The following is a 20,036-nucleotide window of genomic DNA, read 5'->3' as shown; positions in this document are numbered from 1 at the left end:
CCGGAAGTAGTCATCGTTGGTGTCTGCGCTCGACGAGCGATTCGCGACTACCGTCGGCGACATCGATCCATTGATCGACTCGACACCACAACTGATCGAGCCACTCGATGCGCTTACCGGCGTCGGCAGGGATGTCGCTCGCAGCGATCCGCCAGGCGCCGACCCGGATGGGCTCCGTGAGCGGCGCAGACTTGGCGAGGTCTGCGAAACCCGTGAATCGGTCGAGACCTGAGTGGGCGATGACCACGACATCGCCGGGCATCGTGTCGAGCAGAGCGAGGACGCCTCCGGGTCGCGGCGGGAGCACGTGACGAAGCGTCGCCAGCCGCTCGGCACGATCGGGGTGCCCTTCCTGGAGCTGGGCGAGCGCCCGGCCGAGGCGACCGGGCCGGAACAGGCGGCCCTCAGGAAAGATCACGGTCGGTCGTCCCTCGAAGGCCGCGGCACCGAGCTGGCGAACTGCGGCAACCGCTGCGGGCCGGTCGTCCCGATCGATGAACACCGAGCCTGTGCGCGTATAGATCAGGTCGAAACCGGGGTCAGCGAGAAGTTCCGCCATCATCACGCCCCGGGTGGCGATACCGAGGCGTTGATACAGGAGCGCGGGTAGCGAAGCATCGACGACGCTGACGTGTCGGCACAGCAGGATGGCGGGCGCAGGAGTGAGGGCCTCGATCGCTCCGGGCTCCAGTTCGAGCCGAAGGCCCAGAAGCTGCTCGGCGCGCCGGGCCAGGAGGTCGATCGACCAGCGCTGCAGCCGCTCGTGACGCTCGATCGACGCCGCATCGTCGAGCCGAGTGCCGAACCCAGCCCGCACCCAATAGACGGGAGCGAGCAGGATCTCGACGCTGTCGTTCAGCCCGTACTGCAGGAGGAAGAGCAGTGTTCGCGCGGTCGGCAGCCGACGGCGCCGCGGGAGGAGGTCGATGATGATGGCAACGGGGAGTAGTAGGGGACTGAGGAGCAGCCCGAGCGCGGTGGCCCCGAGCATCGTGGGGATGGTGCGGGCACGTCGAGCCCATCGTGATCGGAACGTGTCGTCGAGCATGGTCCCTCGTGGTCCCCGGTGAGAACACATCAGGGACGAGTCCTCTTCCCGCCCGATGTCTGCATCGACGAAATGGTGACGGCGGGAACAGATCCACCAGCCGTCGGGTTCCCAGCGTGTGCAATCGCCGAACCAACAGCCGAACGCTGAGCGCCCCGATGGAGGGAACGCCCCACTCGCCGGAATTTGGATCGACCGGCTCGTCGGTGTCTACGACGCCGATCACACGCTGCGAGGTGAAGTCGCATACTGGGTCGGTGCGCGCCTCGGCCGTCGTCACTGCTCACTCTGTGACATCACGCACGGAACGATCCGCGAGAAGTCGGCGTGGACAGCGTGTCGGAATGGCCTCCCCGTCGAGTTCGTCACGTTCCACCGAGACGACCAGCCCGACTCGATTCGAGAGGTGCTCGCCGGCCAGGCGCCAGCTGTCCTCGCCGAGACCGATCGAGGCCCGCTCCTCCTGGTCGGCCCGGCTGGACTCGCAGCGTGCGACGGCTCGACCGACGAACTCGTCACCGCGATCGAAGCGTCGGTGAAGGACCTCGGCCTGGTCTGGCCCGCACCGAAGGCTGTGCGATGACGCTGCGTATCGGCGATCGTCTGCCCAGCGTGGAACTGACCGACCACGATGGGCAATCGTGGAGTGCGACGTCGTGTCGTGACCGTCCGCTCGTGCTGATCTTGCACCGTCACCTGGCTTGACTGCCCTGCCAGGAACACGTGATCGCCGTGCGCGATCACCTCGACCAGTTCGGTGACGCCACGATCGCCGTCGTCACCTTCGCCGACCCGTCCCGGCTCGCAGCGCACCGTGCCCACTTGGTCGTCCCGTTCCACGTGGTCGCCGACACCGAGCGCCAGCTCTACCAGCTGCTCGGTGTCGGGACCGGCTCGACGCGACAGGTATGGTCGCTCGGGACCCTCCGCATGTACTGGCGGCTCCTTCGCTCCGGTCGGCGCCTGCAACGACCGACCGAAGACCTTCACCAGCTCGGAGCCGATGTCGTGGTCGGTCGCAACGGCGTCATCCGCTATCTTGCTCGTCCGTCGTCCCCGGATGCACGACCGCCGGTCAGCGAGCTGATCGCTGCCCTCGACTGAGCCACCTGTGCTTTAGTCCGAGTACTCGTGGTCCCAGCGCACCTCCACTTCCCACGTGTCCTCCCATTCACCGCAGTCGTCGTTCCAGCCGCTGTCGTCCCACGAGTCAGCCTCGTCCATCCAGGCCTCGTCGTTCCAGCTGCCGTCGTCCCACGAGTCGGCCTCGTCGGTCCAGGCGTCGTCATTCCAGCCATCGGCGTCGTCCTCCCAGACGCCGCTCGCCGGGTCGCCCTCGTCCTCGAGCCAGGAGTCGGCAGCGTCCCAGCTGTCCTCCCCGTCAGCCCAGCGGTCGTTCGTGTCGTCGACCGATGACATCGGTGCATCGGGTGTCGATGGGTTCTCGGACACCGGCTCCGGGTCTGGGTCTGCATCAGGGCCCGGCAACGGCGTGCCGGTGCTGCTCGAAGTGACGAAGTCGGCGAAGGCCGGAAGCTCGGTGTACACACCGGGTGTCGACCCTCCACAGGCTTCGCCCCAGCTCACGATGCCGGCGAGTCGCGGACCATCGGCGGTGGTGATGACCAACGGTCCGCCTGAATCGCCGTAGCACGAATCCGTTCCCGTTCCGCCGGCGCACACCTCGCTGAAGGCGTCGTTGCCGACGCTTGCTGCGCAGGCGGCATCCGACACCAACGGGACGGTCGCCATTTGGAGCCTGGCGTGTTCGGCTTCGTCGTCTTCCGAGGTCGCCCCCCATCCGCTCACCACGGCGGTCGTTGCCGTCGCCAGCTCGTCAGCGGTCGCCGGGGTGATCGGCTGCGCGCCAACACCCAACGCCAGCGGCGTGCTCAGGGTGATCACCGCTACGTCCCCGAGTTCGGTCGAGGCGTAGCCCGGGTAGGCGATCATCGATGCAGCCCCGACGCTCTGTGCGAAGGTGTCGTCCCGGAGGTCGGCGGTTCCTGCGACGATCCGCAGCTCGCCGGCCGAGATGCCGTCGAGGCAGTGGGCGGCGGTGATGATCGTCGTGGCGTCCAGGATGCTGCCACCACAAAAGTGCCCCTGTGCGTCTTGGAGCGAGACCTGCCACGGCACCTGGTCGATGCCGATGTCGGTGCCACCGACGATCGCGTCGGCGGTCGACGACGTCGCGAGAAAGGTGACGGGCGCAGCTGCGAGTGCTGCGAGAGTGGGGATGATGAGGTGCTTCTTCATGTGCTTCTCCGTTGCGGTGATGTGGAGAAGTCAGCGTCGGCCGCCGGGCTGGCCGGAACCTGAACGAGCCTGAACGTGGCGTTCAGGTCCTTGGCCTTCGAGGGGCTGCATCGCCCGAATCGCGGCTAATTCAAGACGCAGCAGGCAGCTCGACGCGAAAGCGGGCGCCGCCGATGGGGGCGTCGCTCAGCGTGACCGACCCACCGTGACGATGCACGAGTTCACGTACCAGGGCCAGGCCGAGTCCGGTGCCGCCAGAGTCGCGCGATCGGGCGTTGTCCAGCCTGACGAATCGTTCGAACACGGCGTCTCGTTCGTCGGTCGGCACACCAGGTCCGTCGTCATCGACGATGAGCACGACTCGGTCGGACTCGGTGCGAAGCTGACACATCACGCGATGCGTGGCGTGGCGCGACGCGTTCGCCAGCAGGTTGTCGATCACTCGGACTGCGTCGTCGTGCGCCATTCGTGCGGTTGCTCCCGAAACACCGCTGAGATCGAATTCGACGGTGGTGGAAAGGCGATGGGTGGTCACGATGTCGAAGACGACGTCATCGACATCGACGAGGACCAGTGGGCGGCCGACCCGATCTCCGGCCTCGGAGCGAGCCAGCGACAACAGGTCGTCGACGAGTCGTTGCATACGTTCGGCCTCGCATCGAACGTCGCTCGCCATGTCGGCCCAATCGGTCCGGTCGGCGTGTGCCAGCCCAACGTCGAGCTGAGCGGTGATCGAGGTAAGCGGGCTCCGGAGTTCGTGCGCTACATCGGCCGAGAATCTCCGTTCTCGATGTTGTGCCGCCTCGAGACGTCCGAGCATTGAGTTCATGGTTCGAGCGAGTCGCCCGATCTCGTCAGTGGCGTTCGGCTCAGGAACCCGCCGTGACAGGTCTCGTCCTGCGATGTCGTCGACCTCCGAGCGGATCGCTTCGACCGGCTCGAGTGCTCGACCAGCCATGATCCAGACCATGAGTGCAACAGCGGCAGCGAGAGCCGGGACGGCCACGGCGGCGATGCGGCGCACGGTGGCCAGCGTGCGGTCGACGCCGTCCAGCGAACGTGCGACGACGACGATCTCGTCGCCCGTCTCGACGTCAGCGGCAACGAGTCGAAGATTGTCGTTGCCGCTGGTCTGCCCGAGCGATGGAAGCGACGCATCGATGGGTTGCTCGGTTTCCACACCGTCGAGTGCCGCCAGGATCTCGGCCGCATCAGGGTTGGCGTCGTTGTGGATCTCGAGCACGGGTTGGTCGGGGAACTCGACGATGCCGACGAAGGTCTCGAAGTCGACCGGAAACGAGGCGTTGCTCAGCTCGTTCGTGTCGTCGATGCTCGTCGCAACATCGATCGCTCGGTTCGTGATGCTTCGGTCGACCTCGTCGATCAAGCTCGTGGACAGGACACGATCGAGGCCCACGGCGCCGATTGTCAAGGCGATCAGGGTGACGATCGCCGAGATCATGGTCAGACGAATCCGCATCGACACGATCAGCGCTTCTGCGAGTCGTCGACGATTCGGTAGCCGACGCCCCGCACCGTCTCGATCGAGCGCCGACCGTAGGGGGTGTCGATCGCTGCACGGAGACGAGACACGTACACCTCGACGATGTTGGGGTCGCCGCCGAAGTCGGTGTCCCACACCTCGTCGAGAAGCTGGGTCTTCGTGACGACCAGCCCGTGTTGGGTCATGAGGTATTCGAGCACGGCGAAAGCTCGCGGTGACAGTTCGATCTCGCTGTCGCCTCGCCAAACGCGGCGACCCAACGGCGAGAGTCGAAGGTCGCCGACTTCGAGGTCGGTCTCGCGAACCGAACTCGACGCCGACCGTCGAATCAGCGCCCGCACCCGCGAGAGCAACACCGGATAGCGAAACGGCTTCCGCACGTAGTCATCGGCTCCGGTGTCGAGACCCTCGACCTCGTCGAACTCGCCATCCTTTGCCGTCAGCATCAAGATGGGAGTCGTTGAGCCTTCAGCCCGCAGCGTCGCGCAGACTCGGTAGCCGTTGAGCCCGGGGAGCATCACGTCGAGCAGGATGGCTGCGTACTCATTCGCTCGCGCCAGTTCCAGTCCGATCAGACCGTCGGGGGCGACATCGACGGCGAAACCGTCGGCGTTGAAGCCGCGCCGTAGGGCCTCGGCGATGCCGGTCTCGTCCTCGACGATGAGTAGACGCACGACGTGCAGTCTGCCACCGAGAGAAGGCGGCGACCGGTACGGTTCGTCGCGTCAGGGGCGCGCGAGTCGGCCACCCGCATGGATTGCCCGAGTCGAAGCGTTCTCGGTCACCGCAACACCGGCCGCCCGAGGTGTACGGCGAGGTTGTCCAGGAGTGCTCCCCAACCTTCCTCCATCTCGCTGAAGAACTCGTGCTCCCATTCGTCCCCAGCGCCGTAGCCGCTGGTGACCACGCGGATGATGCAGCTGCCACCCGATGTCGACTCGACGAGGAACTCGGTTGCGAGTGGCGAGAGCTGCGACAGGTCGCGGTTGGCGGTCGGCATGTTGTCGGCAACCGGCCATGGCTCGGCGTAGGCGAGGCGATGTGGTGGCGAGAACTCGGTGACCGTGCCGACGGAGGTGTAGTCGCCGAGATCGAAGGTCACCTCGCCGCCGACCCGTGGATCGATCGTCGCAGGCACCATCCACGCGGTCATGCCGTCAGCCGTTGCGATGGCCTCCCATACCTGTTCGGGAGTGGCCGGCACCTCGTAGGTGCGCGCCATCCGGTGTTCATGGCGGCCGGTCGATTCGGGGTTGCTCATTTGGGTTCCTCCGGTCGGGGGTAGGACGAGACGGTCAGGCGGTGGGGCCGACCGTCGTCGTGGTGGTAGCGGGCGACGAGCGACGTGAGTGCGGTTTGTAGTTCGGCCGCGAACGACGCTCGATCTTCGGCGGATCGGAAGCCGACGACGGTGTCGACCGTCAGGGTCGGGAGCCTGGAGGTGGCGGACGCCCGCTCGTTCAGCGCTCCGACTTCCGTCACGTTTCTGGCGTTCACGGCGATCAGATACGCCGCCGAGAGTCGGTCGGCCACGTCAGCGGGATCGATCGGCGCAGTCGCCAAGACGTCGGGGTCGACGACCAGCCGATGGCCGACACGCCGAAAGAGCCGCTCGGTGATGCCGCCCCATTTCCGCTCCTCGGCCAACTCGATCAGACCGTGCGCCTCGAGTGCCTTCAGGTGATAGTTCGCCTTCTGCCGGGTGAGGCCCACCGCAGTCGCAACGGTTGCTGCCGACGCTGGCTCGGTCAGCGCATCGAGAATCGCCGAACGGATTGGGTCGAGCGCCACCTCGACGGCAGCGGAGTCGGTGAGTACACGAAGTTCCACAGCGACGAACGTAGCCCTTGACAAATAAAATTGTCAAGCGTGAGTTCAGCGGCTCCGGAACGACAGGTCGACATAGGGTGGGGCCGGAGAGTCGTGCGCCGCCGTGCACTAGCGTCGAAAGCCACCAGTCCTGCGTCGCCGGCTCGCCGGCATTCAGGGGAACCAGGGGAGAGCAACGTGACGATCACCGATGCCGCCGACCAGGCTCGCAACTACTTCCTGCGTCCAGCGATCGGCATCCCGGACACGCCGATCGACGCTCCCGCGGCATGGCGTGGTCCCGACCTGCTGGCACATCCTGATCGCTGGCTCGTGGAGCTGTCGGAGTCGTTCGTCGGTCAGCTCGGTGACACGGCCGACCGCTTGATCGCTGACGGCGTCGACCTGGCGGACGTGACCCGCGATCGATTCGGCCTCCCGGGCCACGAAGCGATGATCGAGGAATGTCGAGCCACCCTGACGTCGGGGACGGGTGTGGTCTGCCTGCGCGGGCTTCCCGTGCGGGAGTGGGGTGACGAAAAGACGGCTGTGGCGTACTGGGGCCTCGGGCATCACCTTGGTTTGCCCGGTGCACAGAACCCCGACCGCGAACTCCTCGGCCATGTGAAGGACTACGGGGAAGCGTCGACCTCGCCGCTCGTGCGCCTCTATCGCACGACCGGTGACATCGCGTTCCACTGCGACGCTGCCGACGTCGTGGGTCTGCTCTGTCTTCGTGCCGCTCAGGAAGGCGGCCAGAGCCGGATCTCGAGCTCGGTCGCCGTCTTCAACGAATTCCTCCGGCATGACCCCGACCTGGTGAGCGAGTTGTTCGAACCGTTCGCGATCGATCGGCGCGACGAGCAGCGGCCAGGTCAATCACCCACATTCTCCATCGCTCCGTGTGCGTGGGACGGTGAGGTGCTGCGGACCTTCTGGCACAGCGACTACATGCGCAGCGCGGAGCGACACGATGGCGTCGAGATCAGCGATCGACGGCGACGTGCGATCGCGCTCTACGACAAGTTGGCAGACTCCGAAGCGCTGCGCTTCGACATGTGGCTCGAGGAGGGCGACATTCAGCTCATCTCGAACCACACGGTCATCCATTCACGGACCGGCTACGTCGATCATGTCGATCCTGACGAGCGCCGGCACCTGTTGCGACTCTGGCTTTCGCTCAGCTGAGGGGCGTCGCTCCGGCCCCCGTCGGATCCCGCGCCGCTGAGAACTCACACTTTCTTGATGCGGATGGTCCGCCATCGGCACGCGGCGTCGTGGCCCCACCGTCCCAAGCCGAGGAGCGGATCGTTGTCGTGGACCTCGAAGGCGATGTCGCCGTCGTACACCGCATCGAGGGCGAACGGAACAGCGTGGAAGCTGCCGATCCCGTTGCCGAACAGGCCGCCGATCGAGCCGGACGTGCGGTGGTCGACGAGCACCTGGCTGCCGTGGAACGTGTCAGGGGTCTTGCGCAACATGATCGTAGCTACGGGGCGTGGCGAACCAGCCGTCGAGGTCTCGTCCGTTGAAGATCGATGCGAAGCCGTCGTCTCCGTTGTTCATCGTTGCGGCTCGGCGAGTTGGTCCCGGAGGATCGCTCGCTGCACCTTGCCGGACGGCGTCCGTGGCAGGTCATCGATGATGGCCCACCGGCGGGGGATCTTGAAGGTGGCAAGTCGCTCACGGCAAAGGGCTTCGAGCTGGTCGGTGTCGATCTCGGCCCCGGCGGTAGGGACGATGATGGCCATCACGATCTCGCCCCAGCGGGGATCGGGTGCGCCGATGACGGCGACGGCGTCGACGGTGGGGTGGGCGACGAGGACGTCTTCGACCTCGACGGGGGAGAGGTTCTCGCCCCCGGTCTTGATCATGTCCTTGAGTCGGCCGGTGATCCGGAAGTACTGGTTCGGGTCCATGACCGCTTCGTCGCCGGTGCGGAGCCAGCCCTCGCTGTCGATCGTCGACGCCGTGGCAGCAGCGTCGCCGAAGTAGCCGTTGGTGACTCGGGGGCCGCGTACGCAGAGTTCGCCGGGTTCGCCGATCGGTACCGTCGCACCGTTGGCATCGACGATCTTGATTTCGGTGAGGGCAATCGGCCGGCCGACGGTGGTGTGGCGGATCTCGTCCGGGTCGTCGGGTGCGGTCATGAGCGCGGTGCCGCTGGTTTCGGTCATGCCGAAGGTGATGACGAGTGGGGCACCGAAGCGGTGCTCGACGTCGGCCATGGCGGTGGCGGCCATCGTGGAGCCGCCGGTGAACACCGTCTCGACGCTGTCGACGTCGGTGTCGGCGAAGCGCTGGTGCGACATCACCATGTGGAGGAGCGTGGGTGCGAGAGAGACGACGGTCGGGTGTTCCTCGTCAATCGCGTCGAGGGTTGCCTCGGGCGTGAACGGAAGCGTGACATGGCGTGCTCGCACGGTCAGGCCGGCCATGACACCGAGCACGTTGCCTGCGGTGTGGAACAGGGGCATCGGGTTGAGGAAGGTCGAGTCGGCTCGAAGGCCGAGCCGGTCGGCGAACACCCGGCCGGTGAGGGCCATGGCTCGGTGAGTGATGCGGACACCCTTGGCGGGCCCGGTCGTGCCGGAGGTGAACTGGAGTTGTGCGAGCGAGTCCGGGTCGGGTTCGATGAGTTCGGTCCAGGGGGTGCTGTTGGCAAGGTCGAGGAGTGCTCGACCCGTGCCGTCGAGCTCGACGTGATCAAGGCCAGGAGCGACGGATCGGACGATGCTTGCGAGATCCTCGCCCCGGTAGTCGTCGGCAACGAGCGCGAGTTCGGCACCCGACACTCGCAGGACGTGCTCGACTTCGTCGGGGCGGAGGTTGGGGTTGATGGGCACGAGGACCGAGCCAGCGAGCGCGATGCCCATTTGCGCGAGGACGACATCGGCACTGTTGGGTGCCCACAGCGCGACGGGAGCACCGGCGAGCCCCTTCGAGACCAGCCATCGGGCAAGCCCGGAGGCATCGTCGAGGAGCGAGGCGAAGGTCCACACGCGACGTTCGCCGTTGTCGTGCACGACGAACGCCTCGGCGGTCGGAGCGTCGGCGGCCGCGCTCCGAAGGACGGCACCGACGGTCAGGCCGGCTGGGTCCGAAGCCGCTCCTCCGTCGGCCCAGGACAAACCCGCCTGGCGATCTCGCGTCTTGTCTGGAGCAGGAGGTGCGGGCGGAGCCATTCGCTGGAATCTAGTCTCGCCGCCACGAGCGCAACCTGAGGAGGACAACGCGTCGTGACGAGTGTGCCTGCCATCGGTGTCGATCTCTGGTCCGACGACGTGCTGATCGATCCGTACCCGACCTACGCAGAACTTCGCGCGCAGGGACCGGTGCTGTACGACCCCGATCGTGAGGCGTTCGTGCTCACCCGCTACGACGAGATCCGCCAGGCGGTGCAGGACTGGGAGCGGTTCAGCTCGGCCCAGGGTGTCGGTGTCGGAGCGAAGGGCAACCGGATGGCGGGGAACGGGGTGCTCACCACGGATCCGCCTCGTCACGAACAGTTGCGAAAGGCGATGAACCGCAAACTGGTCGCTCGATCGCTGGTCGAGCACCAACAGTTCCTCGACACAACGGCGGCCGAGGTCGTGGCCGAGTTGGTGACGCGAGGCTCGTTCGAGGCCGTGGCGGATCTCGCACAGCGCTACAGCATCGACGTCGTCGCCGCGCTCACGGGTCTGCCGGTCGAGGGCCGTGAGCACTTCATGCGGTGGGCTGATGACGGGTTCAACCTGACCGGCCCCGACAACGACTTGGCCAGCGGCGGCTTCGAGGGCTTCTACGAGATGTACCGGTATTGCTTCGAGTTCCTCACCCCGGACCGCTTCGCCGACGGTGGTTGGGGTCGCGCCTTCCACGATGCCGGCGCAACCGGCGAGCTCGAGCCCGAGGCTTGCCCCGGTCTGGTGATGGCAATCGTGTGGGCCGGGACGGACACCACGGTCAATGCCATCTCGGCTGCCCTCTATCTGTTTGGCACGCATCCTGATCAGTGGGACCGGCTGCGAGGCGACCGGTCGTTGATGCCGAGCGCGATCGCCGAGGTGTTGCGTATCGAACCTCCGGTGCAGCGGTTCACGAGGGTCACAACGACCGATGTCGAGATCGGTGGTGCGACGATCCCCGAGGGGTCGAGGGTGGTGCTGTTGTTCGGGTCCGCGAACCGAGACGAGCGCCGGTTCGGCGATCCCGATCGTTTCGATATCGAACGCAACCCGACCGATCATCTGGCGTTCGGTCGGGGGATCCATCGCTGTGTCGGTGCCGGCCTCGCACAGCAGGAGATCACTGCCGTGCTCGACCAGTGGATCGATCGGGTCGAGCGCTTCGAGGTGAGCGAAGCAGCGTGGCGCCGCAACAACGGCCTCCACGGCCTCGCCCATCTCCGAGTCACGCTGAGGTAGCGCCTCCCGTTGAATCAGCGGAGATCGAGCCGCATGAGGACGCGAGGGAAACCGTTCAAGACCGAGTCGGTGGTGGCTGCCTTGGTGAAGCCTGCCTGCTCGAACAACGCCACGGTGCCGACATAGGCCATGGTCGTGTCGATCGGTGCTCCCTCGTTGTCGAGCGGGTAGCCCTCGATCGCCGCGGCGCCGTTCGCTCGTGCGAACTCGACGGCCCCCGCCAGGAGGTGGTGGGAGATTCCCTTCTTGCGGTGGCCGGGACGGACACGGATGCACCACACCGACCACACGGGTAGATCATCGACGTGTGGGATCTTGCGGTTGCGAGCGAAGCTGGTGTCGGCCCGCGGGTGCACGGCGGCCCAACCGACCACCTCGCCGTCGTCGTACGCGAGCACACCAGGGAGAGGGTCTTGGTGGACGAGCAGCTTGGCCCGCTCGCCGCGCGCCGGCCCAACGAGCTCGCGGTTCTCCTTCGACGACGTGAGGCGATAGCTGAGACACCAGCAGACACTGGCATCGGGCCGTTTCGGCCCCAGCATGGTCGCAACTTCGTCGAAGTTCGTCGCCGGACGCACCTCGATCGCCATGCCGGAAGACTTCCAGCCACCCGACGAGTCCGTCAATGCCATGATGCGCTGAACCGAACGACGGCGGGGCTCGATCGAACCCTTCGCCCCGACGAAAGCGAGCATGCGCCATGTCACTGCAGCAGTTCCAGAACGTGGTCGATGGGCAGATGACCGACGCCGCTGACCGCGCGGTCTACGGCGTGGTCGAACCGGCGACCGGCGAGGTCTACGCCGAAGCGCCCCGCTCAGGTGCCGAGGACATCGACCGTGCCTACGTCGCTGCCGGCCGCGCCTTCGAAACCTGGGGCCGCACCACGCCACGGGAGCGGTCGGAAGCACTGCTACGGATCGCTGATGCCATCGAACGGAGGACGGAGGAGTTCGTCGCTGCCGAGTGCCGCAACACCGGCAAGCCGATCCACATGACTCGCTCCGAGGAGATGTCGCCGACGATCGACCACTTCCGCTTCTTCGCCGGGGCCTGTCGATTGCTCGAAGGGCGCTCGGCAGGGGAGTACCTGGCGGATCACACCTCGTATGTGCGTCGGGAGCCGATCGGGGTGATCGGTCAAGTCACACCGTGGAACTACCCGCTGGCGATGATGGTCTGGAAGATCGCGCCCGCCCTGGCGGCCGGGAACACCGTGGTGCTCAAGCCCAGTGACACGACGCCTGCCACATCGACGATGCTGGCCGAACTTGCCCAGGAGTTCCTCCCTCCTGGTGTGCTCAATGTGGTGTGTGGTGACCGTGACACCGGGCGCCTGCTCGTCGCTCATCCGACGCCGGCGATGGTGGCCATCACAGGGTCGGTGCGGGCAGGGATGGAGGTGGCGGCCAGCGCGGCGACACAGCTGAAGCGGGTCCACCTCGAGCTCGGCGGCAACGCCCCGGTGGTGGTGTTCGGTGATGCCGAAGTCGAGGAGGCAGCCGTCTCGATTGCCGAGGCCGGCTTCTTCAATGCCGGCCAGGACTGCACGGCAGCGACTCGGGTACTCGTTGATGCGTCGGTCCACGACGACTTCGTTGCCGCCCTCGCCGAAGCAGCTCGGGCCACCAACGTCGGTATGCCCGACGAAGAGACCGCGTTCTTCGGGGCCCTCAACAATGCCGACCAACTGTCCCGTGTCGCAGGCGTCGTGGACCGTCTCCCGGCCCATGCGGAGGTGGTGGCCGGTGGGGCCCGGCTGGAGCGACCCGGGTTCTTCTATCCGCCGACGGTGATCGCAGGGCTCGAACAACACGACGAGGCGGTGCAGGAGGAGATTTTTGGTCCGGTCATCACCGTGCAGTCGTTCGGCGACGAGGCAGAAGCCATCCGACTCGCCAACGACATTCGGTACGGACTGGCCGCCAGTGTCTGGACGAACGACCACGGTCGAGCGATGCGGGCATCACGCGATCTCGACTTCGGGTGCGTGTGGATCAACACCCACATCCCCTACATCTCGGAGATGCCCCACGGCGGGTTCAAGCACTCGGGCTACGGCAAGGATCTCTCGGTCTACGGCCTCGAGGACTACACCCGCATCAAGCACGTGATGAGCCGACTGCAATAGCGGCGAGGAGAGATCGCATTGGCGGCCACCGTCGGCGAAGCGAACCACACACCTGCGTCAGACCCGCTGGTCACTGCCCCGCCAGGCTCCACTCGCCGATGGTTGTCACACCCCGTGGTCATACTGTTTTCATGGGATTCGGGTCGGCGAAGGATGCGGGGAAGAAGGGGCGGATCACCGCTGATCCGTCGACGCCCTATGTCGCCCAGCTGGCCAATCAGCTCCTCACGTTCTCCTCCATGCACGATGTGGAGGATCTATCGGCCGATGAAATGGCCGACCTGTTGCTGGTAATGGCCAACGCCGCCGAGCACCTCGAGACCCAGACCGGCCAGTTGGCGCTCGCCGCGCATCGCCGTGGTGTGGGCCGCCATCTCGGTTCGAGGTCGACCGGGGCGTGGCTGGCGCATCGGGCGAAGGTCACCCCAGCGCACGCATCGCATGATCCGTCGTTCGGAAACTGGTCGCGTTCGCCCGCTTCTATCTGGCGCATGAGGACGGCAAGATCACCGGCTACCACCTCGACCATCTCGGGGAGTTGTGGCGCAACAACCCCAAGCTCGAAGATCTGCTGTATCGGGACGAGGAGATGCTGTGCGACGCCGCCTGCAGTCTGCCGCCGCAGAAGTTCGGTTTGGTATGCCAGAAATGGTTGTCGCTCGCCGACCCGGATGGGGCGTACGAGAAGTATTTGTTGAACCTGGAGCGCCGGTTCTATCAGTCGTCGAAAGACCTGGACGGCAACTTCCATCTCGCCGGACGGCTCGATCCGGTGAACGGTGAGATCTTCGATCAGCTGGTGTCGAAGCGGGCAGCGGAGTTCTTCGACGCCGATTGGGCGAAAGCGGTGGCGGAGGCAGCGCCGGGTGAAGTGATCACCAAGTCGATGCTGCGTCGGAGTGACCGGCAGCGTCGCCTGGATGCGTTGGTGTCACTGGTGGTCGACGGGTCATCCACGCCCGAGGGGGCGCAACGTCCGGAGCCGTCGATCATCTTCGGCCTCGATGTGTTGAGTCTGTCGGAGTTCATCGCCCAGATGCTGCATGCCGACCTCGGTGACTGGGCACCCGACACCGACACCGGCACCGACGGCGGCACCGCTGCTGCTGCGACCGCCGCTGGAAGCAAGGATGCTGCCGGCCACGAAGGCACCGCTGGTTCCACGGCCACCGCCGCCCGGGAAGAAGCTGCCGCATCGGCGGCTGGTAGCGGGGCGAGCGGCCACACGGCCCCGCACGACGCCAGCGCCGACAGTGGTAGATCCGTGGTGTCAGCGCCCGCCCGCAACGACCACGCTGCCTCTGGCGCCAACACAGCCACCGGGTCCGACGCTGCCGGAAGCGACGCTGCCACCACCGCGCACGCCACCAACCCCACGACCTCCACCAACACTGCGACTGGCACCACGTCCGGCGGGCTGCGGCTGCCGGACCCGCCGTACCCGGTTCCTGCCGGCCCGTCCACCGCAGCGGCGGTCGATCCGATGCGACGCTGCGAGACCTTGCGGGGCACACCGATCCCGTTCCGGATCATGCTCCAACACCTGTTCGAAGCCCGCATCCGCCGGATCGTCTACACCGCACCCAACATCATCATCAACGCCGGCCAGTCCCGCCGCCTGTTCACCACCACCCAGAAACAACTGATCAAATTCCGTGACCGCTGCTGCACGTTCCCCGGCTGTCACCGCGACGCCATCTACTGCGAAGCCGACCACCTCCGAGCCTTCGTCGACGGCGGCCCCACCGACCTCACCAACGGCCAATGCCTGTGCCGCTACCACCACGACCTCAAAACCCGCAACAAGTTCTACTGCGAACCCCTGCCCGACGGGACCATCGGGTTCTTCCTCCCCACCGGCATCAAACTCGAGTAACCCCCCGGCGCATCCAGAGCAGCACGCCAGCCACACCACACCACGCACCGACCCGAACCGACGTTCGAGGCCGGCACCGCCGCGTCTGCTCCTGTGCCGAGGTGGCGCTGGGCCGAAGCGAGACGACGGAGGTCGACTGCGGGATGCCCTCAACTCCGGCACGTGAGATCGCAAGCACGGGCGCCCGCAAGCAGGACGTGGTCGAAAGCCGCTACCGCGGTGCTGTTGCCGTTGCGAGAGCGTGCAGCGTCGTCGCAGACATCAAACCCCACACCAGAGCCGACCTTCGATGGTGGTCGAAGGCGACGTCGATTCCGTCGATCTGACGACGAGTGTGGCGTCCCGGATCGTCGATTCGATGCTGTCTTCTTCCGGCTCCCCGAGCTCGGTGAACTGGAACTCATACCCTCCGGCAATGACGACGTCTTCGGGGGACCAGAAGCCCTCGATCTGCCCGACGATCGGCTCGCCGTCGATGATGGCGAGCGTGTCGGAGTCACCGCCGAAGAAGACGTCGTCGGCCTCATCGCCGCCACGGCGGAACCAACAGCCGACACCCTCGAGACCGGTGGTGTCGAGGGCGTCACGTGTGATCGCCGTCAGCACGAGGCCCGTTGTGCTTGGTGGTGCGGTACCAGGCTCGGACCAGGCGGCACCGATCAGTTCGGTTCCCACCTCCACGACCTCGCCCCGACCGAGCCACGTGGTCGGCATGCCCTCGCCACTGGCCACGAGGTAGGTGCCGTCGTGGTCGTAGTCGATGGCGGTGGTTTCGGCCGGCAGCTCGAACACCGCCACCTCGTTCCCCGTGTCGGGGTCGAAGACGCGGGCGACAGGGCTACCGCCCTCGTCGAGGGCGACCACGATGGCACCGTCGCCCCGCATGGCACCATCGATCACTTCGGCGTCGATGTCGATCACCGCGCCGACGAGGGCAGGCGACGCCGGGCTCGTGAGGCTGATGAAGCTGATTGTTGATCGGCCCTCGTCGTCGGATGAGACAACGAGAGTCTGGGCGTCGAGCCACCCGAGCGGTCGCGGAAATATCGGCGGCTGGGTGCCGTCAGGGGAGGGCAGTACATTTCCGATGGCCGCTGGGTCGACAACCGGGTCTCCGGTCGCGGCGTCGACGACGGCAACCCCGATACCGGCGATCTGTACGGCGAGCATGGAGCCATCGGGTGAGCCAGCAGGAAAGGTGCCATTGGTGCGGACCACAGCGTCGGGGACGGCTGCCGGATCGTTCGGGTCGACGCGATAGAGACTGCCGACCGCCGGCTCGCAGCAGTCTGACACCCAGAGCGCATCACCGACCGCTTCGACCTCGACGAGCCGCTGCGCACCGCCTTCCTGATCGGGGTCGGCCGCTGCGGCGCCCCACCCAAGCACTCGGGTGACCACCTCGCCGGTGTCCGTAGCGACCTCGACCAGATCGAAGGTCGTCGTCTCGATGCCCCAGATCGTCGACGGCAGTGCTTCACCGGTGGTGTCGTCCACCGTGGTGTCGCCGCCCGGTGCGGCGGTCGTGGTGGTCGTTTCGCTGCTTTCGGTCGGATCTGCCGCGCTCGTCGTCGTCGGCGCAGTGCTCGTGGTGGCGGACGATTGGCCATTGCCGCTGCTGCCGCACGCGGCGGCAGCCAACGCAAGGGTCAGGATCGTCGCGATCAGGCGTCCGGAGGTCGGATGGTTCGACATGATGTTCACACTTGTCTTTGCCCGGTCGGCGGGAGGAGTTCCGTCAAGACTCGAGATCACCGCTGTCGACCCGTTCGATGGTGAACTCGACCACTTCGTCGGGCCCGCCGGATCGTGAGCGTTCGTACCGGATGAGCCGACCCGATTCGTCGAGGACGACACGTTCGCTGCCGGCGCTCGTCGACAAGGTGAAGGCGACACGACCAGAGTCCTGCGCCCCAGCGACCGACAGGCCCTCCAGCTCGGCAAGCACGCGCACGGCACCGACCCGGGTGTCGAGCTGACCGGTCGCGATGGGCAGCGCTGGCAGCAAGAGTCGCCAGGCCTCCCCGCTCGGATCGTCGAGTGTCGTCGTCTCGTCGTTTCCGAGCGCCGCACGGAAGGTGGCCAGTGCGTTCCCTGGTGGTGCCGCCGCCGATCGTTCGAGGGCGGCGAGGACGTCGGCCGTCGAGCCCGGCCATTGGCGAAGCGCACCGCCCTCGATCTCGATGGCGTCGATGGTCGGTGCGTAGGCGTAGCGTCCGTCATCGAGATAAACATCCACGCCGGACCGAGGGGCGGCAAGGCCGGTGTGTGTTCGTGCGGCGACCGTGGCATCGCCCGTCGGGGCCGGCGATGTTTCGATGGCTTTCACGTAGTCGTTCAGATCGACCGGTTGATCGAAGAGGTCACCCTGCGTCGACGACTCGGTGGCCGCATCGATTCGGGAGACGTTGCGGTCGGGGTCGGCGGCGACGATCTCGACATCGGAGCGGCGTTCGATCACTAGGGCAGCACCGGCGATCAGCACGAGCACCGCCGCAGCTGCAGCCATGACGGGCCGCAGCTGTCGTCGGGACGAGCGGTCGGCGTGCTGCGCCCGGATGTGCCGCTCGAGGGCAGCACGAGCAGACGAGGTGCTGGCCGGTGTGGGAGGAGCGACCGCTGGTTGTTCGGCGGTGACCTCTGCGAAGCGATCGTCGTTCATCGAAATGCCTCCAGTTCGGCTCCGAGGCGAGCGCGTGCGCGACTCAGCCGCGACCGGACGGTGCCGATCGGAATGTCGAAGGCTTCGGCGATCTCCTGGTATGTCAGGTCGGTCCATGCGACGAGGAACACGAGTTCGCGGTCGTCGGGTCGGAGCTGGTCCACTGCGGCGAGCGCCGGTCCCAGGGCCCGGACGGCGTCGGTTTGCTCGACGATGCGAAGATCGGGTGTGTGGTGTTCCGTGGCCCACCCGCGGAGACGACCGATGGCTCGGCGTCGGCGAGCGGACGTCCTGGCTCGCCGGCGAAGAAGATTCGCCGCGACGCCGTAGAGCCACGGCAAGGCGCTTGGCCGTTCGAGGTCGTAGCGCTCCCGCTGGTCGAAGGCGATGCGGAATACTTCGGCGGCGATGTCCTCGCCCTCGTCGCCGGCTCGAGCGACGCAATAGCGATGGAGTGCAAGCCAGTGCCTCTCGAAAAGCGCGGCGAATCGTTCGGGATCGTCGAAGGACTGGGCGATCAGTTCGGCGTCGGACGACGCCCCTTGATTCATCATGGAGGGACCGGGGCGAGCCTCACGTCGGATCGGAATGCTGTGGACAACACACACCACAGCCTTCCTTGCCCGATCTGCAGCGCTCGGTTCCATTTCGGTCCGGTCGTGGTCGCTGACGCTCGAGTTGATGAGGCGCCATGGTCTCGTCGCGATCGCACCTGTCCAGTGTGACGGCCCCTACCGGTCACAGACGTACCGGGTCCCATTCACTGTCGATCATACTGGACATATTGTCCAGTATGATCGACAACATGTCTTGTTCGGTGATCGGCGACCAATCCAGCCTGCTCGCCGTCTTCGTGCCCTTGTCCGTTCATCTCTACCAGGCGGATGAGTCGTGAGTTCAACGCGTGATCGCATCATCGAAGCCACCCTGCAGCTCGTGGCCGAGGAAGGCTTGGCCGGCGTGACCATGGTCGCCGTTGCCAAAGCGGCCGGTGTCGCACGAGCAACGCTCTACAACCACTACACCGATGTCCCGAGCGTCCTGGCCGACGCCGCCAGGGTCCACAACGAGCACGCCATCGCGGGTCTTCGACAGGCGATGGCCGTGGTCTCCGGTCCCTCGCAGGGCATCGAGCAGCTCGTGCGCTACGTGGCCTCGATCTCGATGCATGGCCACTCGCTCTCCACCCACCATCACTTCCCACCCGAGCTGCGCAACCAGCTTGGTGCGTTCGACCTCGAACTCGCTCAGCAGCTCGAGACCACGCTCGTCGGCGGGGTGGCAAGCGGCGAGTTCCGGCCGGCTCTCGACATCGACACGACAGCGACCCTCCTGCTCCACGCACTGGTCGGTGTCTCCGAGCTCGTCGCGGCGACTCCCGATCGCGCCGCTCCCATCGCCGACAGTGCGATCGCCACGCTGCTGGCTGCCATCGGCGCCGATCCAAAGGACAGATCATGACGCAGAACATCGAAGGAAGATCCGTGCTCGTCACCGGCGGCACGTCCGGCATCGGACGCGCCACCGCCGAACAACTGGCTCGCCTCGGTGCCGAGGTGACGATCACCTCGCGCTCGCTCGAGACGGCGGCGGCTGCTGCTGCCGAACTCTCGGCGGCGACAGGCTCGCTGGTGTCTCCAGCCGAGCTCGACCTCTCGTCGCTTGCCGGTGTGCGTGCGTTCGCGGCGGACCATCTGAAGAAGCACGATCGACTCGACGTGCTCATCAACAATGCAGGGACGATGGCCGGCAAACGGCGTACCACCGGCGACGGCTTCGAGTGGACGCTCGCCGTCAACCATCTCGGCCCGTTTCTGCTCACCAATCTGCTCACCCCGCTCCTGGTCGACAGCGCGCCGGCCCGAGTCATCATCGTCAGCAGTGAGAACCATCGGGGAGCAAAAGGAGGCCTGAACTTCGACGATCTCCAGATGACGGAGGGCTACACGCCGTCGAAGGCGTACGCCTCGTCCAAGCTGGCCAACATCTTGTTCACCGCCGAAGTCGATCGCCGTCTCGGCCCGCAAGGGGTGATGGCGCGAACGCTCCATCCCGGCGTCGTCGCCACCAACTTCGGCAAGGGCCCCGGTAGCCCCCGTTGGATGGGCGTCGCCATGACGATGCTCAAGCCGTTCTTGGCGTCCCCCGAGAAGGGCGCCGCCACGAGCGTGCATCTCGCTACCGCTCCCTCGGTCGAACTCGAAGGCGGCCTCTACTGGTCGTCGAGCAAGCCGAAGCAGCCGAGTCAGCCGGCGCTCGACCATGCTGCAGCACGACGGCTCTGGGAGGTCTCCGCCGAACTGGTCGGCCTCGAGTAAGCAGCGTTCCCCGATGAGTG

At 66.3% G+C, this 20,036-nt stretch carries 21 protein-coding genes; 8 read left to right on the top strand and 13 right to left on the bottom strand.

Annotated elements, in window-relative coordinates; translation table 11 throughout:
* Positions 1–10: 10 nt before the first annotated feature.
* The gene (locus R2733_06840; GenBank protein ID MEZ5376218.1) at positions 11–1,048 is read right to left on the bottom strand and encodes a 1-acyl-sn-glycerol-3-phosphate acyltransferase; all 1,038 of its coding nucleotides are present in this window, start codon (positions 1,046–1,048) and stop codon (positions 11–13) included.
* 118 nt (positions 1,049–1,166) lie between these two features.
* Here R2733_06840 and R2733_06835 point away from each other — a divergent pair, with 118 nt between their 5' ends.
* Positions 1,167–1,631 carry a hypothetical protein gene (locus tag R2733_06835; protein ID MEZ5376217.1) on the top strand — a complete coding sequence of 155 codons (465 nt, stop codon included), beginning with the start codon at positions 1,167–1,169 and terminating at the stop codon, positions 1,629–1,631.
* A gap of 149 nt (positions 1,632–1,780) precedes the next feature.
* Positions 1,781–2,152 (top strand): AhpC/TSA family protein, encoded by a 372-nt coding sequence (locus R2733_06830; GenBank protein MEZ5376216.1) that lies wholly within the window; start codon positions 1,781–1,783, stop codon positions 2,150–2,152.
* Between the two features lie 12 nt (positions 2,153–2,164).
* Here the strand turns inward: R2733_06830 and R2733_06825 are convergent, their stop codons facing one another.
* The 5 genes from R2733_06825 to R2733_06805 form a co-directional block, all read right to left on the bottom strand.
* The gene (locus R2733_06825) at positions 2,165–3,307 is read right to left on the bottom strand and encodes a trypsin-like serine protease (protein MEZ5376215.1); all 1,143 of its coding nucleotides are present in this window, start codon (positions 3,305–3,307) and stop codon (positions 2,165–2,167) included.
* A gap of 130 nt (positions 3,308–3,437) precedes the next feature.
* The gene (locus R2733_06820) at positions 3,438–4,787 is read right to left on the bottom strand and encodes a HAMP domain-containing sensor histidine kinase (protein MEZ5376214.1); all 1,350 of its coding nucleotides are present in this window, start codon (positions 4,785–4,787) and stop codon (positions 3,438–3,440) included.
* Positions 4,788–4,795: 8 nt separating this feature from the next.
* The gene (locus tag R2733_06815; protein MEZ5376213.1) at positions 4,796–5,485 is read right to left on the bottom strand and encodes a response regulator transcription factor; all 690 of its coding nucleotides are present in this window, start codon (positions 5,483–5,485) and stop codon (positions 4,796–4,798) included.
* A 107-nt stretch (positions 5,486–5,592) separates the two neighbouring features.
* Positions 5,593–6,072, bottom strand: coding sequence for an SRPBCC domain-containing protein (locus tag R2733_06810; GenBank protein MEZ5376212.1), 480 nt, complete (start codon positions 6,070–6,072; stop codon positions 5,593–5,595).
* Positions 6,069–6,641 (bottom strand): helix-turn-helix domain-containing protein, encoded by a 573-nt coding sequence (locus R2733_06805; GenBank protein ID MEZ5376211.1) that lies wholly within the window; start codon positions 6,639–6,641, stop codon positions 6,069–6,071. The genes R2733_06810 and R2733_06805 overlap by 4 nt, the downstream gene beginning before the upstream one ends.
* A gap of 177 nt (positions 6,642–6,818) precedes the next feature.
* Here R2733_06805 and R2733_06800 point away from each other — a divergent pair, with 177 nt between their 5' ends.
* The gene (locus R2733_06800) at positions 6,819–7,808 is read left to right on the top strand and encodes a TauD/TfdA family dioxygenase (GenBank protein MEZ5376210.1); all 990 of its coding nucleotides are present in this window, start codon (positions 6,819–6,821) and stop codon (positions 7,806–7,808) included.
* 44 nt (positions 7,809–7,852) lie between these two features.
* Here the strand turns inward: R2733_06800 and R2733_06795 are convergent, their stop codons facing one another.
* Positions 7,853–8,101 carry a hypothetical protein gene (locus R2733_06795; GenBank protein MEZ5376209.1) on the bottom strand — a complete coding sequence of 83 codons (249 nt, stop codon included), beginning with the start codon at positions 8,099–8,101 and terminating at the stop codon, positions 7,853–7,855.
* An 81-nt stretch (positions 8,102–8,182) separates the two neighbouring features.
* Entirely contained in the window at positions 8,183–9,805 is a 1,623-nt protein-coding gene (locus tag R2733_06790; protein ID MEZ5376208.1) for a class I adenylate-forming enzyme family protein, read from the bottom strand.
* A gap of 54 nt (positions 9,806–9,859) precedes the next feature.
* Here R2733_06790 and R2733_06785 point away from each other — a divergent pair, with 54 nt between their 5' ends.
* Positions 9,860–11,029: a cytochrome P450 gene (locus R2733_06785; protein MEZ5376207.1), complete on the top strand. Its 1,170-nt coding sequence runs from the start codon at positions 9,860–9,862 to the stop codon at positions 11,027–11,029.
* 14 nt (positions 11,030–11,043) lie between these two features.
* On the opposite strand, the gene R2733_06780 is transcribed toward R2733_06785, so the two are convergent.
* Positions 11,044–11,661 carry a GNAT family N-acetyltransferase gene (locus R2733_06780; GenBank protein MEZ5376206.1) on the bottom strand — a complete coding sequence of 206 codons (618 nt, stop codon included), beginning with the start codon at positions 11,659–11,661 and terminating at the stop codon, positions 11,044–11,046.
* Between the two features lie 68 nt (positions 11,662–11,729).
* Between R2733_06780 and R2733_06775 the strand changes: the two genes are divergently transcribed.
* A complete protein-coding gene (locus tag R2733_06775; GenBank protein ID MEZ5376205.1) occupies positions 11,730–13,160 on the top strand; it encodes a gamma-aminobutyraldehyde dehydrogenase in 1,431 nt (476 codons plus the stop codon).
* A gap of 257 nt (positions 13,161–13,417) precedes the next feature.
* Here R2733_06775 and R2733_06770 read toward each other — a convergent pair whose 3' ends face one another.
* Complete coding sequence (locus R2733_06770; protein ID MEZ5376204.1) at positions 13,418–13,570, bottom strand: hypothetical protein; 153 nt, start codon at positions 13,568–13,570, stop codon at positions 13,418–13,420.
* A 128-nt stretch (positions 13,571–13,698) separates the two neighbouring features.
* Here R2733_06770 and R2733_06765 point away from each other — a divergent pair, with 128 nt between their 5' ends.
* Positions 13,699–15,036, top strand: a complete 1,338-nt coding sequence (locus tag R2733_06765) for an HNH endonuclease signature motif containing protein (protein ID MEZ5376203.1) — start codon at positions 13,699–13,701, stop codon at positions 15,034–15,036.
* A 261-nt stretch (positions 15,037–15,297) separates the two neighbouring features.
* On the opposite strand, the gene R2733_06760 is transcribed toward R2733_06765, so the two are convergent.
* From R2733_06760 to R2733_06750, 3 genes are read right to left on the bottom strand one after another with little or no spacing between them, the layout of a single operon-like run.
* Positions 15,298–16,731 (bottom strand): hypothetical protein, encoded by a 1,434-nt coding sequence (locus R2733_06760; GenBank protein ID MEZ5376202.1) that lies wholly within the window; start codon positions 16,729–16,731, stop codon positions 15,298–15,300.
* A 43-nt stretch (positions 16,732–16,774) separates the two neighbouring features.
* Entirely contained in the window at positions 16,775–17,698 is a 924-nt protein-coding gene (locus R2733_06755; protein ID MEZ5376201.1) for a hypothetical protein, read from the bottom strand.
* Positions 17,695–18,252 carry an RNA polymerase sigma factor gene (locus tag R2733_06750; protein MEZ5376200.1) on the bottom strand — a complete coding sequence of 186 codons (558 nt, stop codon included), beginning with the start codon at positions 18,250–18,252 and terminating at the stop codon, positions 17,695–17,697. Before R2733_06750 ends, R2733_06755 begins: the two co-directional genes overlap by 4 nt.
* A gap of 337 nt (positions 18,253–18,589) precedes the next feature.
* Here R2733_06750 and R2733_06745 point away from each other — a divergent pair, with 337 nt between their 5' ends.
* Both R2733_06745 and R2733_06740 read left to right on the top strand, forming a co-directional pair.
* Complete coding sequence (locus R2733_06745) at positions 18,590–19,159, top strand: TetR/AcrR family transcriptional regulator (GenBank protein ID MEZ5376199.1); 570 nt, start codon at positions 18,590–18,592, stop codon at positions 19,157–19,159.
* Positions 19,156–20,016, top strand: a complete 861-nt coding sequence (locus R2733_06740; GenBank protein MEZ5376198.1) for an SDR family NAD(P)-dependent oxidoreductase — start codon at positions 19,156–19,158, stop codon at positions 20,014–20,016. Before R2733_06745 ends, R2733_06740 begins: the two co-directional genes overlap by 4 nt.
* The last annotated feature ends 20 nt before the right edge of the window (positions 20,017–20,036 follow it).

The organism is Acidimicrobiales bacterium, from assembly GCA_041394265.1.
Lineage (GTDB): Bacteria > Actinomycetota > Acidimicrobiia > Acidimicrobiales > SZUA-35 > JBBQUN01.
Note: the sequence above shows the minus strand (reverse complement) of the source record. Positions and strands in the feature narration are given on the sequence as shown.